At 70.4% G+C, this 14,272-nt stretch carries 16 protein-coding genes and 1 riboswitch; of the genes, 5 read left to right on the top strand and 11 right to left on the bottom strand.

The window, feature by feature from the left end:
* Window positions 1–65: 65 nt before the first annotated feature.
* Window positions 66–1,364, bottom strand: a complete 1,299-nt coding sequence (locus tag FLX07_RS37350) for a CE1 family esterase (protein ID WP_142567520.1) — start codon at window positions 1,362–1,364, stop codon at window positions 66–68.
* A gap of 708 nt (window positions 1,365–2,072) precedes the next feature.
* Window positions 2,073–3,086 (bottom strand): helix-turn-helix transcriptional regulator, encoded by a 1,014-nt coding sequence (locus FLX07_RS01020; RefSeq protein ID WP_142567519.1) that lies wholly within the window; start codon window positions 3,084–3,086, stop codon window positions 2,073–2,075.
* A gap of 94 nt (window positions 3,087–3,180) precedes the next feature.
* Between FLX07_RS01020 and FLX07_RS01015 the strand changes: the two genes are divergently transcribed.
* Window positions 3,181–3,579, top strand: coding sequence for a VOC family protein (locus FLX07_RS01015; protein WP_142567518.1), 399 nt, complete (start codon window positions 3,181–3,183; stop codon window positions 3,577–3,579).
* 19 nt (window positions 3,580–3,598) lie between these two features.
* Here FLX07_RS01015 and FLX07_RS01010 read toward each other — a convergent pair whose 3' ends face one another.
* Window positions 3,599–4,162, bottom strand: a complete 564-nt coding sequence (locus FLX07_RS01010; protein WP_142567517.1) for a TetR/AcrR family transcriptional regulator — start codon at window positions 4,160–4,162, stop codon at window positions 3,599–3,601.
* A gap of 83 nt (window positions 4,163–4,245) precedes the next feature.
* On the opposite strand from FLX07_RS01010, the gene FLX07_RS01005 reads away from it, so the two are divergent.
* Window positions 4,246–5,130 carry an NAD(P)H-binding protein gene (locus tag FLX07_RS01005; protein WP_142567516.1) on the top strand — a complete coding sequence of 295 codons (885 nt, stop codon included), beginning with the start codon at window positions 4,246–4,248 and terminating at the stop codon, window positions 5,128–5,130.
* A gap of 60 nt (window positions 5,131–5,190) precedes the next feature.
* On the opposite strand, the gene FLX07_RS01000 is transcribed toward FLX07_RS01005, so the two are convergent.
* The 3 genes from FLX07_RS01000 to FLX07_RS00990 all read right to left on the bottom strand — a co-directional run bounded on the left by FLX07_RS01000 (window position 5,191) and on the right by FLX07_RS00990 (window position 8,694).
* The gene (locus FLX07_RS01000) at window positions 5,191–5,697 is read right to left on the bottom strand and encodes a C40 family peptidase (protein ID WP_229689438.1); all 507 of its coding nucleotides are present in this window, start codon (window positions 5,695–5,697) and stop codon (window positions 5,191–5,193) included.
* A 130-nt stretch (window positions 5,698–5,827) separates the two neighbouring features.
* Window positions 5,828–5,986: riboswitch (cyclic di-AMP (ydaO/yuaA leader) on the bottom strand.
* A gap of 315 nt (window positions 5,987–6,301) precedes the next feature.
* Window positions 6,302–7,393 (bottom strand): hypothetical protein, encoded by a 1,092-nt coding sequence (locus FLX07_RS00995; protein ID WP_142567515.1) that lies wholly within the window; start codon window positions 7,391–7,393, stop codon window positions 6,302–6,304.
* A 92-nt stretch (window positions 7,394–7,485) separates the two neighbouring features.
* A complete protein-coding gene (locus FLX07_RS00990) occupies window positions 7,486–8,694 on the bottom strand; it encodes an FAD-dependent monooxygenase (protein WP_142567514.1) in 1,209 nt (402 codons plus the stop codon).
* Window positions 8,695–8,777: 83 nt separating this feature from the next.
* Between FLX07_RS00990 and FLX07_RS00985 the strand changes: the two genes are divergently transcribed.
* Complete coding sequence (locus FLX07_RS00985; RefSeq protein WP_142567513.1) at window positions 8,778–9,359, top strand: TetR family transcriptional regulator; 582 nt, start codon at window positions 8,778–8,780, stop codon at window positions 9,357–9,359.
* Between the two features lie 82 nt (window positions 9,360–9,441).
* On the opposite strand, the gene FLX07_RS00980 is transcribed toward FLX07_RS00985, so the two are convergent.
* Complete coding sequence (locus tag FLX07_RS00980; protein ID WP_142567512.1) at window positions 9,442–10,431, bottom strand: pirin family protein; 990 nt, start codon at window positions 10,429–10,431, stop codon at window positions 9,442–9,444.
* A gap of 145 nt (window positions 10,432–10,576) precedes the next feature.
* On the opposite strand from FLX07_RS00980, the gene FLX07_RS00975 reads away from it, so the two are divergent.
* Window positions 10,577–11,221: an HNH endonuclease family protein gene (locus FLX07_RS00975; RefSeq protein ID WP_223852883.1), complete on the top strand. Its 645-nt coding sequence runs from the start codon at window positions 10,577–10,579 to the stop codon at window positions 11,219–11,221.
* Window positions 11,222–11,268: 47 nt separating this feature from the next.
* Here the strand turns inward: FLX07_RS00975 and FLX07_RS00970 are convergent, their stop codons facing one another.
* The 4 genes from FLX07_RS00970 to FLX07_RS00955 all read right to left on the bottom strand — a co-directional run bounded on the left by FLX07_RS00970 (window position 11,269) and on the right by FLX07_RS00955 (window position 13,773).
* Window positions 11,269–11,895, bottom strand: coding sequence for a GOLPH3/VPS74 family protein (locus FLX07_RS00970; RefSeq protein ID WP_142567510.1), 627 nt, complete (start codon window positions 11,893–11,895; stop codon window positions 11,269–11,271).
* A 15-nt stretch (window positions 11,896–11,910) separates the two neighbouring features.
* On the bottom strand, window positions 11,911–12,153 hold the full coding sequence (locus tag FLX07_RS00965; RefSeq protein ID WP_142567509.1) for a type II toxin-antitoxin system antitoxin: 243 nt from the start codon (window positions 12,151–12,153) through the stop codon (window positions 11,911–11,913).
* A gap of 14 nt (window positions 12,154–12,167) precedes the next feature.
* The gene (locus FLX07_RS00960; protein ID WP_142567508.1) at window positions 12,168–13,094 is read right to left on the bottom strand and encodes an SPFH domain-containing protein; all 927 of its coding nucleotides are present in this window, start codon (window positions 13,092–13,094) and stop codon (window positions 12,168–12,170) included.
* An 82-nt stretch (window positions 13,095–13,176) separates the two neighbouring features.
* Complete coding sequence (locus tag FLX07_RS00955; RefSeq protein WP_142567507.1) at window positions 13,177–13,773, bottom strand: TetR/AcrR family transcriptional regulator; 597 nt, start codon at window positions 13,771–13,773, stop codon at window positions 13,177–13,179.
* 93 nt (window positions 13,774–13,866) lie between these two features.
* On the opposite strand from FLX07_RS00955, the gene FLX07_RS00950 reads away from it, so the two are divergent.
* A complete protein-coding gene (locus FLX07_RS00950; RefSeq protein ID WP_142567506.1) occupies window positions 13,867–14,268 on the top strand; it encodes a nuclear transport factor 2 family protein in 402 nt (133 codons plus the stop codon).
* Window positions 14,269–14,272 lie beyond the last annotated feature (4 nt).

Below are 14,272 nucleotides of genomic sequence, written 5' to 3'. Positions count from 1 at the left end.
TGACGTAGAGGGCGAACAGCGGGGGCGGCGCCCGCTCGGGCGCCGCCCCCGGTGATCCTTGTTGATCAGGCGACGGTGCAGGGGCTGCCGTTGAGGCTGAAGGCGGTGGGCTTGGCGGCGTTACCGGTGTGGGTGGCCTGGAAGCCGACCTCGGTGGAGGCTCCGGGGGCCAGCGACCCGTTGTAGCTCATGTTTCTCGCCGTGACCTGTCCGCTGGTGGGGGAGTAGGTGGCGTTCCATCCGCCGGTGATGGTCTGTCCGCTGGGGAGGGTGAAGGCCAGCGACCAGCCGTTGACGGCCGAGGAGCCGGTGTTGGTGATGGTGAGGTTCTCGGTCAGGCCGTTGTTCCAGGCGTTGACGGTGGCGCTGACCCGGCAGGCGCCCGATCCGCCGCTGGGCGATGCCGACGGAGAAGGCGACGCCGACGGGGACGCCGACGGGGACGCGGACGGGGACGAGGAGGGCGACGCCGACGGGGACGGTGAAGGAGAAGGAGACGCGTCGGACTGGAACTGCGTGAAGAACTTCCACACCTCTGCCGACGTCCAGGTCCTGGCACCGCTGGTCGAGGTGGACCCGTCGTTCGGAGAGGGGGTGTGGTCCCCGTCGAACGCGGCCCAGACGACCGGGTAGCCGGCCCGGCATCCCTGGTAGGCGGTGATGATGTGCGTCAGGCTGCCCTGTGAGGGCTCTCGGGGGTTCGTGGGGGTGCAGCCGTTGTTCGAGACGAACCTGTCACGCAGCGAACGTCCCTGGGAGATGTTGAGCACCGAGTCGTGGATGCCGTGAATTCCCATGTACGCGACGGGCTGAGTGCCGCCGTTGCACCCGCTGAGCTGCGCGCCGGAGTAGACCGCGACCGCACGGAAGATCGTCGGCCGGGCACAGGCTTCCGCGAAGCTCATCGCGCCGCCGTAGCTCCACCCCATGGCGAAGCGCTGCGACGTGTCGACGCAGAGATCGCTCTCGACACGCTTCAGCACGTCGTCGGTGAAGGTCAGGTCTTCACCGTTGGAGTTGCCCCAGCCGTTGTTGATGCCCTGGGGTGCGATGAAGATCGTGCTGTTGTTCGAAAGCTGCTTGAGCCCGTAGTAGGCCCAGACGGATCCGTCCGATCCGCCCGTGTCGACGATCTGGGCGGTGCCGTTCAGCCAGTGATACGCGAAGATCAACCGGTACGGGCGGTTGTTGTCGTAGTTGTCGGGGATCCTCAGGATCCAGCTGCGATTCTTGCCGCTGGTCGTGATCGTCTGTGAACCGCTTCTCAGTGTCGGGGTCTTGCCGCATCCGGCGGTCGCCGCCGCCGCGGCGGCGGCGCTGATCGAGGACGGTGCGGTCGCACCGAGGCTGTCACTCAGTGCCATGCGTCCCGTACCCAGGACGAGGACCGCGGCGGCCGCGATCGCGGTAAAGATGGATCTCTGTCGCAACTTCACGCAACTCCCTTTGCCGTTCGAACAATCGACAGATGTCGATGGGGAAGCAATTGGTTTTTCCTTCAATTCGGTGGAGCGTCCGCGGCCGGCAGGTGCGTGCCGGCCGTACGGCCTCCCCGGACGGATTCGAACGCTAAGTGAGCCCACCGTCCGTCGACCCGGAGGAGCGCGGCGACCGACCGGCGTCGGCGTGTACGCGCTCGCCCCTTTCCTTGCTGGAAGAGCAAGGCGAGTTCAGCTGTCCGTCAGCGTCGGCATGGCCCTGCCGTGTTCTCTCCTCGGCGGTGCGCTGGAGAACGCGGCGGAATTCGTCCTGGCGTCGAGCCATGATTGTTAGCGCTAACAGCAACGGAGGGCGACCAAGTGCTCCTCTCTGCCGGGCGACTGGAGGTGGTGGTGAGCCGGAGCAAATAAGAAGTCATGAGATCTGTCAATGATCTCGACTTCTCATCGTCGTCCTTCGCCTGCGACCGTTCGTTCCATCGGTTGTGACCAGGGAAGAAGTCGTGGCTGTCATTGACGCCGCGATGAAAATTACATCGTCTGACGCTTCGCGCCCGCGGCGGCGAGACCGTCCGTTTCCCCGCGCGGACAGAGGTGGCCGGGGTGGCCGGGGTTGGCCGGGCGGTAGAGAGGTCAGGCGACCGGGCCATCCCCGGGCGGGACCCTGCGGGCGGAGGCCGCGAGCCGATCCGCGAGCGCGGCGACGAGGTCGCGCAACTCGTCCGGGCGCTCGATGACGAACGGCCGGTCGAACGACGCGAGCAGCGGAGGCAACCAGTCGAGCCGCTCGGCTCGCAACTCGACGCGGAGCCATCCCTCGGCCGCGGGATCCGCGCCCTGCGCGGGCGCAGACTCCTCCACGGTCGCGACGCCGGCGGGAAGCCGGACGCGGATCTGCTCGACCGTTCCCTGCATCCGCAGGACCACTCGATGCCGATACGGAGCCGTCGCGAACCCTGACAGGACGTGCTGCGCCGGATCGAACCCGGCGGGCGGCTCGAACGAACCGGGCAGCGCCCTCGCGTCCGCGATGCGATCCAGCCGGAAGGTCCGGTCCTCGCCGATCGCGGGATCCGCACCGGTGACGTACCACCGGCCCGAGTGGGCGACGAGCCCGTACGGATGCAGCGTGCGTTCGCTGCGCCGGCCGTCGGCGGCGGTGTATCTGATCGAGATCGGCCGGTGATGGCGCACGGCATCGGCGACGCAGAGCAGGACCGCGGTCTGCGGGGTGGCGAACTCGCCGGGCGGAGCGGTGAAGGCGAGGGATTCGAGCACCGTGTCGAGCTTGTGGGCGAGCCGCTTGGGCAGGACCCGCCGGATCTTGGCCGCCGCCGTCTCACTCGCGGTGCCGGTGGTCGTCGTCAACCCCGACCGGCGACCGGCGACCAGGCCGAGCAGCACGGCGAGCGCCTCGTCGTCGCTCAGCATGAGCGGAGGCATGCGATATCCGGGAGCGAGCCGGTATCCGCCGTAGCGGCCGCGCACCGACTCGACGGGCACGTCGAGGTCGACCAGGTGGTCGACGTACCGCCGCACGGTGCGCTCGTCGACACCGAGCCGGTCGGCGAGCTCGGCCATCGTCCGAATGCCACCCGACTGCAGGAGCTCCAGCAGCGTGAGAACGCGATGAGTAGGTCGAGCCACGTCCACAACCTAAGGGACAATACTGGGCGGTTTCTGTCCGGTATTCGCCCTAGTGTGCCATCGGAGAACGACCCGACGAACCAGGGAGATCACCATGGACTTCGTATCGATCCGCATCATCACGGGCGACGTCGCGCGCCTCGTGGACTTCTACGAGCGAGCCACGGGAGTGGAGGCCAAGCGGTACAGCGAGGACTTCGCCGAGCTCAGGACGGCCTCCGCCACCCTCGCGATCGGCAGCACCCGCACCGTCCCGTTCCTCGCCTCCGGCGCCGCCCGGCCGGCCGGCGACCAGCGCGTGATCATCGAGTTCCTCGTCGACGACGTGGACGGCGTGTATCGGAACCTGTCCGGCTTCGTCGAGGAGTTCGTCCAGGAGCCCACCACGATGCCCTGGGGCAACCGGTCGCTCCTGCTGTCCGACCCCGACGGCAACCTCGTCAACTTCTTCACTCCGGTCAGCCCGGCCGCCATCGAGAAGTTCGCCCGCTGACGACGGCCCTGAGGGGACTTCAGCGTTCGGGGCGGCGGATGCCTTCGAGCACAAGCGTGACGTGTCTGCGCCAGCCGGCGGCGTCGGTCATGTTCGCCATGGCGCCACGGGTGATGAGGACGAAGTCGTCGGCGCGGAAGTCTTCGCGCAGGCGGCCGGCGTCGACGGCGCGCCGCACGATGCGTTCGGTGATCGCCGAGAAATCCGTCTTCTCCGTGGCGATGTCGTTCCAGCGCGGCTCTTCCGGGCCGAGGAGCGCGAAGCGGAACGCGGCGTCGGCCTGTGCGGACTCCAGGTAGCCGTAGAGCAGCGTCTCGAACGCCGTCCAGGGATCCTCGGCCTCGTCGGCGGCGCGGGCGAGGGTGGCCATCGCCTCGAACCGGCGGCCGATGATCGCCGCGAGTAGCGCCTGCTTGTCGGCGAAGTGCCGGTAGAGGGTGCCGACACCGAGGCCCGCGCGCTCGGCGATCTCGTCCATCTGCACGGCGTCGCCGCGCCGGGCGAACAGCTCACCGGCGGCGTCGAGGACGGCTTCGCGGTTGCGCCGGGCGTCGGCGCGCAGCGAGCGTTCGGGAGCGGTCATGGTCATTCCACTGTAGTTGACGGTGCGCGGCGACGGTCTTTATATTCGGAACCGGAATTCAGGTTCAGGTTAGAGGAGATCCGATGATCGTTGTCACCACACCGACAGGACAGATCGGCAGCCGGCTGGTCCGCCGGCTGCTCGACCAGGACGAGGAGCTACGGGTCGTCGTCCGCGACGCCTCGCGTCTGGACGACACGGTCCGCGAGCGGGTCGAGACCATCGAGGGCTCCCACGACGATCCGGCCGTGCTCGACAAGGCACTGCCCGGGGCCGAAGCGCTGTTCTGGCTCGTCCCGCCGAACCCGGCGGCCCCGAGCGCCGCGGAGCACTATCTGCGTTTCGCCCGGGCGGGCGCCGACGCCGTCGCCCGCCACGACGTCGGCCACGTCGTCGGGGTCTCCAGCGCCGGGCACGGCTGGCCGGCCCCGGCCGGCGTCCTGTCGGCGGCCTTCGCGATGGACGCCGAACTCGGCAGGTCCGGTGCGGCCTACCGGGCGTTGTCCATGCCCTTCTACATGGAGAACCTCCTCGGGCAGCTCGATGCGATCCTCGGGCAGGGCGCGTTCTCCCTGACCTGTGCGGGTGACCTGCCGCTGGCATCGATCGCGACGCGGGACATCGCGGGCGTGGCCGCCGATCTGCTCACCGATCTGTCCTGGACCGGGCAGGAGAACCTCCCCGTGTTCGGCCCCGGCCGGCTCACCCCCGACGGCATGGCCGAGGTGATCGGCCGGGAACTCGGGCGCCCGGTCGCCTACCGTCGCGTGAGCCTGGACGACTACGCGTCGTTCCTGCGCTCCCGAGGCGCCGGCGACCAGGCGGTCAAGGATCTGACCGAGGCGTTCGCCGCACAGGACCACGGCATCTACGACGCGGACTGGGCGATCGCCGCGCCCACGTCGACGGACTTCCGCACCTGGTGCAGGGAAGTGCTCAAGCCCGCCGCGGACGCCCGGGCATCCTGATTCGGCGACGCGGGCGACGCATCGAGCACCATCTCGCCGAGGAGGTCTCCACGGCCCGGCTCAGACGCCGGGGCGTACGGCGGCGAGGAAGCTGCTCCTCCAGTAACCGTTGAGCTTGTCGATGTTGACCACCGCGCCGCTGTGGGGGGCGCTGATCACCTTCTTGTGCCCCACGTACATGCCCACGTGGCCGCCGCCGCTGGTGAAGATGAGGTCGCCAGGCTTGAGGTGCGCCAGGGAGACCCTCTTCTTTGCGGCGCTGAGCATCGACCACGTCGTACGCGGGAGCTTGACGCCCGCCTTGCGCCAGGCGAACTGGACCAGCCCGGAGCAGTCGAACGCCCGTGGGCCCGTGGCGCCCCACACGTACGGATCGCCGAGCTGCTTCTTCGCCACCTCGACGGCGTGCTCGGCCTTCTCCTGCCGGAGGGCCGACCTGGTGAGCTTCCTGTTCGCGGAGTCATCCGCCGCGGCCGGCGCGGGAGCCGCGCCGTCGTACAGGGTGGTCGCCGTAGCGGGGGGCTCGGGAGGAACGATCGCCGGGGCGGCCGAGGGCGGGACTGTCACCGCCGCAGACGCGGCGGCCGCGGGCAGTGCGCTCAATGCCCCTACGGAGGCGGTGAGCGCTGCGCTACTGATAGTGACGCAGGCAATGCGGAGCAGAGGGGTGGAGTTGGTGAACAGGGGATCTCTCCCTAGGGTCTTCCGCTTGCGCCTACCGGGTTAGCTGACGGATTCGGGCAGGGAAGTCGCCCTACGGCGCTGGCGCGCCGATTCACCCCGGACCTTCACCGAAGGTCGATTGGTTCCCCGGCTCCGCGCCTCCTTGCCGGCGCGGACTCGGCGTCACCGGCGCCCAGGGGGGCGGAGAGGGCGTGGCGGCCGGTGACAGTGGATGGTCGTTTCGAACCACGACCGGGCCGGTCTCCTGACAGCGGCACGTGGACCCGGTCGTTGGGCAAGGAAACTACCAAGAGCCCCATATGGGTGCAAAGAGTATGAAAAGGATAAAGATCGCACAAAGGGGATGAAATCAATAAAACCGCAGGCCAGGGCGGCTGTGGAAGGCGAGTGTGACGCTCGTCACACTCGCCGAGTGTCCTGCGGGCCACCAGGGCGCGCGCATGGTCCGCGACCGGCTCGCGGGGATGACGTGTTCGCCTTTACCGCTTTACCGCGTACGCCAGAGCGTGCCGTCGGCCGAGGGGTCGTCGGGGTCGCCCTGCGGCACGGTGAAGCCCGCGCCCCACAGCGTCGTCGTCCCGGGCCTGCGCGCGATCGAGAACAGGACGGCGTCGGTGCCGGCCTTCCGGGGAACCGGGGCGCTGCGCCACGTCGAACCCGTGACGTGCCACAGAGTGGAGTTCCAGTTGCTCTGCACGATCCACACGCCGCCCTTGCCGTCGGGCTCGACCTCCGTGTAGGGCTGCGCGTTGCCGGCGCCGATCGAGGTGGTCCATGAGCGGCCGTTCCAGTGCATGACCAGGGTGCGGCTGTAGGTCACGTCGTCCCCCTCGTCGTCGGCGCCCTCCCAGCTGACGCCGCCGACGGCCCACACGTTGCCGGGGCCCACGACGGCGATGTCGTTGAGGACGGCGGCGGCGCCGGGAGCGGGAAGCGTGATCGCGGGGGTGGGCACCGCCGCCCAGGACCTTCCGTTCCACCGCATGATGGCGGGGCGGTCGCCCTTGGTCCCCGCCGCCCAGACGTCACCGGCCCTGTACGCGTCGACGGCGGCGGCGCGGGCCGGCAGCCGGACGCTCTTCCACGAGGACCCGTTCCAGTGCCTGGCCGAGGCCGAGGACTCGGCGACCGCCCAGACGTCCTTCGCGCCCGTCCCGTCGGCGTCCGTCGCGGCGAAGCCGCCGCCGAGCGAGGCGGTGGTCCACGCGCGGCCGTTCCACCGAGCGGCCTTGCCCGGGCCGAAGACCCATACGTCCCTGTCCGAGGTGGCGGTCACGGCCTTCAGCTCGTACGGCGGGCTGCCGGGGATCACCTTCCACGATCGGCCGTCGAACCGCTGGACCAGGCCCCGCTGCCCGCCGTTCACGAGCCGGTGACCGGCCGCCCACACCGACCCGCTGCCCAGGGCCGTCACGTCGTTGAGGACGTCGTCCCCGGGCAGGGTGTTCACCCTGGTCAGCCGCCACACCGGCGCGCTCTCCCCGGCCTGGTGTCCTTGGTGGGTCACGCCTGAGGCCGCCGTGCCCGGCATGCACGCCAGGCCGAGCGCCGTCACACCCGAGACGAACACGGTACGCACGATGCCTTCCCCTTCCGCTCACCCGTACGACGTCTGGCGGAGGGGGGCCGTTCACACCGATCTGCCGAGGATCCCGGCCCCGGCGCCGGGGGCTACGAGACCGACGTCCGGTAGTCCCTGATCGTGATCGCGGTCGCGGCCCTGCGGATGGGCCCGGTGACGCGCTCGATCATGCGGTCCTTCCCGGGCAGATGCGGCATCAGCCGCAGCATCAGCATCTGGAAGCGGATCTGCGCCGCGGACTTCAGCACCATGCCCTTGAGGTTGTTCGCGGCGAGCTTCTGGTTCTCCTCCGCGAAGTGCCGCATCTCGCGCTCGTAGGCGGCGAACCCCGCCGCGTGGTCTCCCGCCGCCTCGGCGAGGCAGCCGGCGAGGACGTACGCGCCGACCAGGGCCAGGCTGGTGCCCTGGCCGGACGCGGGTGAGGCCGCGTACGCGGCGTCGCCCACGAGCGCCACCCGGCCCGACGACCAGCGGTCCATGCGCACCTGGCTGATCGAGTCCAGGTAGAAGTCCGGCGCGTCCCACATCGCGTCGAGGAGGCGCGGAACCTCCCAGCCCTGGCCGGAGAAGAGGTCGGCGAGCAGTTTCTTCTGCTGGACGGCGTCCCGCCGGTCGAACTCCACCGGCGGTGAGGGGAAGAGGAACATCGCCTTGGCGTCGTCGCCGCGCCCGGTGCTGTACATCCCGGTGCTTGTGCCCGGTGCCGGATACATCATCTCCGTACGGTCCAGGCCGAGATGGTTGGGCACCGTGAAGATCGAGATGTGGTGCCCGAGGTCGTGGACGAACCGGGACTCCTCGCCGAAGGCCAGCGCGCGCACGGTGGAGTGCAGGCCGTCGGCGCCCACCACCAGGTCGAACGTACGGGCGGGGCCGTTCGCGAAGGTGACCCGCACACCTTCGGGGGTCTCCCGCAGGGCCGTGATGGAGTCGTCGAAGACGTATTCGACGCCGTTTCCGGCCGCCGTGTGGAGGAGCCGGGTCAGGTCGCCGCGCATGATCTCGACGTCGTCGCCCTCGCGGCCGCCGAACAACTGGGCGCTCATCGTGCCGATCTGCCGGCCGCGGGCGTCGACGAAGCGGGCGACCCGCATGTCCGTGCTGTGCCGCCGCACCTCGTCGAGCAGGCCCATGCGGGCGGCGACGTCGAGGGCAGCCCCCCGAATGTCGATCTTGTAGCCGCCGTCCCGCAGCGAGGGCGCCCGCTCGACGACGGTCACCGCGAAGCCGTGCTCGCGGAGCCAGAAGGCCAGCGTCAGCCCGGCGACGCTCGCGCCGGAGATCAGGATGTTCGCCATGCCGTGAACTGTACAAGCGTCTAAGTCATACGTCTAGTACGGATGTACAAGACGTTTGTGCTGGCATGGGCTAGGCTCTGGCCATGGGAAACCGGGAAGATCTGCTCGCGGGCGCCAAGCGGTGCCTGATGGAGAAGGGATACTCCGGCACCACCGCGCGTGACATCGCGGCGGCCGCCGGCACGAGCCTCGCCGCCATCGGCTATCACTTCAGGACGACGAAGGCCCTGCTCGACGCGGCCCTCATCGAGGCGATGGAGGAATGGGGAAAGGAGATCGAGCAGACGCTCGCCGCCGACGCGGCACTCGACGGCGCGCCCGCGCAGCGATTCGAGGCGACGTGGACGCGGATCATCGAGTCCTTCGACAGGCTGAGACCGCTGTGGGCCATCCAGTTCGAGCTCATCGCCCAGATGGACCGGCTCCCCGAGCTGCGCGAGGCGTTCGCGACCGCCAACCGGCAGGCGAAGCTGGGCCTGGCGGCGATCTTCGAACACCTCGATCCGGCCGCGGACGAACGCAGGGCGATGGCGGTCGGCGCGTTCTACCAGGCACTGCTGGGCGGGATGGCGGCCCAGTGGCTCGTCGATCCCGAGCAGGCTCCGTCGGCCCGCGATCTCCTCGACGCACTGCGCACGATCGGCGCGGGGCTCGGGACGCGGTGACAGGCGGAAACCTGGCTCCGCCGCTCGCGGCCGGCCGAGCGGCGCATTGGCGCGCTCCTCGGCCGGCCTTCCGGCGGACGCGTCAGTCCGTCGCGGTCAGGGGTCCGTCGGCGTGCGGAACCCGCTCGGCGGGGATGACCCCGAGGCGGCCCGCCTGGTAGTCCTCCAGCGCCTGGACGATCTCGGCGCGGGTGTTCATCACGAACGGCCCGTAGTGCGCGACCGGCTCGCGGATCGGCCGCCCGCCGAGCAGCAGCACCTCCAGGTTGGGCTCGGCCTGAGGCTGGGCGGTGTCCGCCGCCAGGGTCAGCGACCCACCCGCGCCGAAGGCGGCCAGCTGCCCCTTGCGGACCGGCCGTCGCTCGGCGCCCACGGAGCCCTGCCCGGCCAGGATGTAGGCGAGGGCGTTGAACTCCGGGTTCCACGGCAGGTCGAGCCGGGCGCCGGGGCTGACGGTCGCGTGCACCATCGTGATCGGGGTGAACGTGACGCCCGGGCCGGCGTGCCCGTCCAGCTCCCCGGCGATCACGCGCAGCAGCGCGCCGCCGTCGGCGGAGGCGAGCAGCGCAGCCTCTCGTGCCCGGATGTCCTGGTAACGGGGCAGGTGGAACTTGTGCGCGCGAGGAAGGTTCACCCACAGCTGGATGCCGTGGAAGAGCCCGCCCGAGACCACCAGATGCTCCGGCGGCTTCTCGATGTGCAGCAGCCCGGCCCCGGCGGTCATCCACTGGGTGTCGCCGTTGGTGATGGTGCCGCCGCCTCCGTTGGAGTCCTGGTGCTCGAAGACGCCGTCGATGATGTAGGTGACGGTCTCGAAGCCGCGGTGCGGATGCCACGGCGTGCCCTTCGGCTCGCCGGGGGCGTACTCGACCTCGCCCATCTGGTCCATGTGGATGAACGGGTCCAGCATCGCCTGCGGCACTCCGGCGAACGCGCGGCGTACGGGGAAGCCCTCGCCCTCGAAGCCGCTGGGCGCGGTCGTCACCGAGCGAACGGGTCGTGGTGCCGCGACGGCGGGATCCGGTGCGGCGACGCGGGGGAGCGTCAGGGTGTCGGCGGTGACAGCGGGCATGGCCGCCCTCCTAATTGAATCTTCAACTTCCGTTCGCCTTGAACCATCCGAGATCGCCGAACATTCCCGCCCGCGGATCGCACTGACACCCGCATATCGTCACGGCCCGTGGAGAGAGACTGGTATGGCTGGAACCATGATCTCCATGAGACGCACTCTCCAGATCGCCGTGCTGTCCCTTGCGGTCCTCCCGATCACCGCTGTCTCCACGGCCCCGCCGGCCGCGGCCGACGCCCGTGGGCGGGCCGATGCCGGGGCGCCGGCCCGCCGCATGCTGGCGCAACTGAAGGTCGCCAAGCCGTTGTCGCTCCGCGGCTACAGCCACCGGCGGTTCCAGCCGCGCTGGGCGCATCACAAGGGGGAGTGCGACGCGCGGGAGGTGATCCTCGCCCGCCAGGGCCGGGGTGTGCGGAGGAACGGAGCGTGCCAGGCCGTGAAGGGTGTCTGGCACAGCCCGTACGACGGCAAGGTGCTGAAGAGCGTGAAGCAGATCGACATCGACCACGTCGTCCCCCTGGCGTACGCCTGGCGTTCCGGCGCGAAGAGATGGAGCCAGGCGAAGCGGCGCGCGTTCGCCAACGACCTCAGCCGCCCCGAGCTGGTCGTGGTGAGCCACGCCGTCAACATGGCCAAAGGAGGCCAGGGGCCGCAGAGCTGGCGTCCGCCGCGCCGTGCCTCCTGGTGCCGCTACGCGACCTCGTGGGTCGCGGTGAAGCATCACTACCGGCTCTTCGTGACCCGTGCGGAGAAGGTCGCCCTGCTCAACATGCTCCGCACCTGCGGGAGGTGAGCGGACCCGGCGGCCGGGGACGGGGACGGACGGGTTCGTCCCCGAGGTCAGCCGCCGCTGGCGGCGCGGGCCTGCTGGATGACCTTGCGGAGGGCCGACGCCACCGGGCCGCCGCGTTCGGACAGCAGGGCGATGCGCTGCTTGTGCGCCCGTCGGCTGGCGCGCGGGAGGATCGTCCCGAGCTCTCCCGCCGCGGCCAGGCCGACAAGGGCGGCCTCCCGGTCTCCGATCCGCGAGACCGGGCCGGTGAGAGCGGTGGAGACCTGCGCCGTGAGTCGTTTCACCACCCGCGTGTCGCGTACGCGGACGTGGCTCGTGCTGAAGACGAGGAACGGCCGGCGCGGCTCGACCCTGATCCAGCGTCCCGTCTCGAGTTCGTCGCGAACCGCCCGCACCGTCGCGCGTCCGTCCTTGCCGATCCAGTGCCGCCAAGGCCGGGGCCCCGACTGGGCGATCTGGTGCAGCAGGCCGTCGAGGACCGGGTCGGCGAGCGGATCCTCCGACACCACGCGCACCTTGCCGCCGTCGTCGGCGATCCGGCCGGTCAGCAGCAGGTCGGTGAGCGCGGCCGCGCGCAGCAGGTAGGGGAAGCGGTGGTTCGTCACCACCCGCTCCTTGCGGGCGTCGTAGGCCAGCAGGTAGAGCTGAGCCGTCAGGGAGCCGGGGACGTCCACGTGACCGCCCTCCTTTCAGTCGTCGGGCCGATCGGCGGTGGGGGCCTCCGGAGGCGGGGTCCCCTTCTTGGCGGGCCGGCCGCGCCGGGGGATGCGACCGGCGTCGCCCGGCAGTCGTCCCGCCTCTGCCAGCGCCCGGCGCAGCAGGAACTCGATCTGGGCGTTGGTGCTGCGCAGCTCGTCGCCGGCCCAGCGGGCCAGCGCGTCGTGCACCGCCGGGTCCAGCCGCAGCAGGACGCTTTTTCTCTCGGTCGCCACAAGTCGCCTGCGGTCTAGCGGTACAGGGAGCCGGTGTTCACCACGGGCTGCACGTCGCGGTCGCCGCACAGGACGACGAGCAGGTTGCTGACCATGGTGGCCTTGCGCTCCTCGTCGAGCTCGATCACGTCGTGCTCGTCCAGCCGGGCGAGCGCCGCCTCGACCATGCCGACGGCGCCGTCCACGATCCGCTGACGGGCCGCGACGATCGCTCCGGCCTGCTGGCGGCGCAGCATCGCCTGTGCGATCTCGGGGGCGTACGCCAGGCGGGTGATGCGCGACTCGATGACCTCGACTCCGGCGGACGCCACCCGGGCCTGGATCTCGGCCGACAGGCGGCCGGTGATCTCCTCGGCGTTCTGCCGCAGGGACAGCATGTCGTCGTGCCCGTCGTACGGGTAGCTGCCGGCGATGTGACGCACCGCGGTCTCGGTCTGGAAGGCGACGAACTCCATGAAGTCGTCGACTTCGAAGACGGCCTTCGCCGTGTCCTCGACCTGCCACACCACCACGGCCGCCATCTCGATCGGGTTGCCGTCGGCGTCGTTGACCTTGGTGATGTCGGTCTCGTGGTTGCGGATCCGGGTCGACACCCGGCGCTTCTGCGTGAAGGGCGCCACGAACCGGAGGCCGGGCGTGCGGACGGTGCCCACGTAGCGGCCGAGTAGCTGGATCACGCGGGCCTCACCCGGGGCGACCGCGGTGAGGCCGGTGAAGACGACGACGGCCGCCAGGAGGAGCAGCACCCCGGCGGCGATCAGGGCGACTCCCGCGCCGCCGCTGCCGCCGGCCGCGAGGACGGCTCCGATCGGGACCAGCGCGGCCGGGCTGAGCAGGCCGAGCAGGGCCAGGACCAGCAGCGGCCACCCCGAGGTCGCTCGCGCCGTCCGCTCGTGGGTCTGGGGGGCCGGCATGTCCACGGCGATCTGGAGGTCTGTCATGTCTTCTCCTCGGTGTCTGGCACGACACTAGCAAAGTGATATCACTTTTTGCCAGACCTGCCCTCGCCGGGGAGCCGAACCCTCAGTCGCCGGTTTCCAGGCCGGTTTCCAGGCCACCGCGCAGGAGTGCGGTGAGCCGTCGGGCGTGGGCCACGTCGGTTGCGGTGAGTGCCGCGCCGCCGGCGAGGGCCAGCAGGTCCGTCACGGTGAGTCCGGGCCGTACGGCGCCGGCGTCCTGGGCCCGCCGCAGCAGGCCGGACGCGGTGGTGTGGATCGAGGTGTGCCACTGGTCGAACAACGCGCTACGGCGGCCGGTGGCACCTTCCGTGGCCGCGAGGGCGAGCGGCCGTTTCGTCGCGACGTGCACGACGAACGCGTCCAGCCAGGAGAAGAGCGCGTCGGCCGGGGAGAGCCCCGTCGGCAGGTCGGCGCCCTGGTGGCACAACTCCGCCACCTCGTCCGCGTACATGGCGACTAGCAGGTCGGCGCGGGTGGGGAAGTGCCGATACAGGGTCGCGTTGCCGACGCCGGCCCGCCGCGCCACCTCGTCCAGCGCGACCTCGGGCCCCGACTCCGCGACGAGTTCGCGGGCGGCGGCGAGCAGCAGTGCGGCGTTGCGTGCGGCGTCCGCCCTGCGCGTACGGCCGGGCGGTGCGGGCTCGGGACCACTCGGCGTCATCCGCGCTTCCCTCTCTTGCTAACCGGGGAGTTCCCCACTTACGGTAACAGCTCTAACCGGGGAGTTCCCCACTTGGATGAAACGGGGAGGACGATGACCCTGACCGCCGACGACCGCACGGCCATCACGGACGTGATCAACCTGCACGGCCATCTCACGGACAGCGGCGACTTCGACGGCCTGCGCGAGGTGTTCCTGCCCGACGTCGTCTACGACGTCGGTGATCTCGGCGGCGGGGTGATCGTCGGACTCGCGGCGCTGTGCGATGCCGCGCTCGCCCTGGGCGAGGGGAACCCCGTCGCCCACCACGTCACCAACATCGTCGTCACCGAGGCGGCGGACGGCCGGGCGCGAGCGATCTCGAAGGGCATCGGGGTCAACGCGGACGGGACCACGGGCAGCGTGACCTACGAGGACACGCTCGTGCGCGGCGACCACGGCTGGCGGATCAGCCACCGCACGGTCCGCGCCCGCCGGATCCCCCTGACTCCCTGAGGGT

Origin of the sequence: Microbispora bryophytorum (assembly GCF_006874465.1) — a bacterium.
GTDB lineage: Bacteria > Actinomycetota > Actinomycetes > Streptosporangiales > Streptosporangiaceae > Microbispora > Microbispora bryophytorum.
Note: the sequence above shows the minus strand (reverse complement) of the source record. Positions and strands in the feature narration are given on the sequence as shown.

What these genes read in the sequence shown, in the direction of transcription:
- FLX07_RS00950 (WP_142567506.1), top strand. Translation starts at nt 13,867, where the DNA reads ATGACCCTGACCGCCGACGACCGCACGGCCATCACGGACGTGATCAAC.
- FLX07_RS00990 (WP_142567514.1), bottom strand. Translation starts at nt 8,694, where the DNA reads ATGGCGAACATCCTGATCTCCGGCGCGAGCGTCGCCGGGCTGACGCTG.
- FLX07_RS37350 (WP_142567520.1), bottom strand. Translation starts at nt 1,364, where the DNA reads ATGGCACTGAGTGACAGCCTCGGTGCGACCGCACCGTCCTCGATCAGC.
- FLX07_RS00960 (WP_142567508.1), bottom strand. Translation starts at nt 13,094, where the DNA reads ATGACAGACCTCCAGATCGCCGTGGACATGCCGGCCCCCCAGACCCAC.
- FLX07_RS01010 (WP_142567517.1), bottom strand. Translation starts at nt 4,162, where the DNA reads ATGACCGCTCCCGAACGCTCGCTGCGCGCCGACGCCCGGCGCAACCGC.
- FLX07_RS00985 (WP_142567513.1), top strand. Translation starts at nt 8,778, where the DNA reads ATGGGAAACCGGGAAGATCTGCTCGCGGGCGCCAAGCGGTGCCTGATG.
- FLX07_RS01015 (WP_142567518.1), top strand. Translation starts at nt 3,181, where the DNA reads ATGGACTTCGTATCGATCCGCATCATCACGGGCGACGTCGCGCGCCTC.
- FLX07_RS00955 (WP_142567507.1), bottom strand. Translation starts at nt 13,773, where the DNA reads ATGACGCCGAGTGGTCCCGAGCCCGCACCGCCCGGCCGTACGCGCAGG.
- FLX07_RS00975 (WP_223852883.1), top strand. Translation starts at nt 10,577, where the DNA reads ATGAGACGCACTCTCCAGATCGCCGTGCTGTCCCTTGCGGTCCTCCCG.
- FLX07_RS01005 (WP_142567516.1), top strand. Translation starts at nt 4,246, where the DNA reads ATGATCGTTGTCACCACACCGACAGGACAGATCGGCAGCCGGCTGGTC.
- FLX07_RS00980 (WP_142567512.1), bottom strand. Translation starts at nt 10,431, where the DNA reads ATGCCCGCTGTCACCGCCGACACCCTGACGCTCCCCCGCGTCGCCGCA.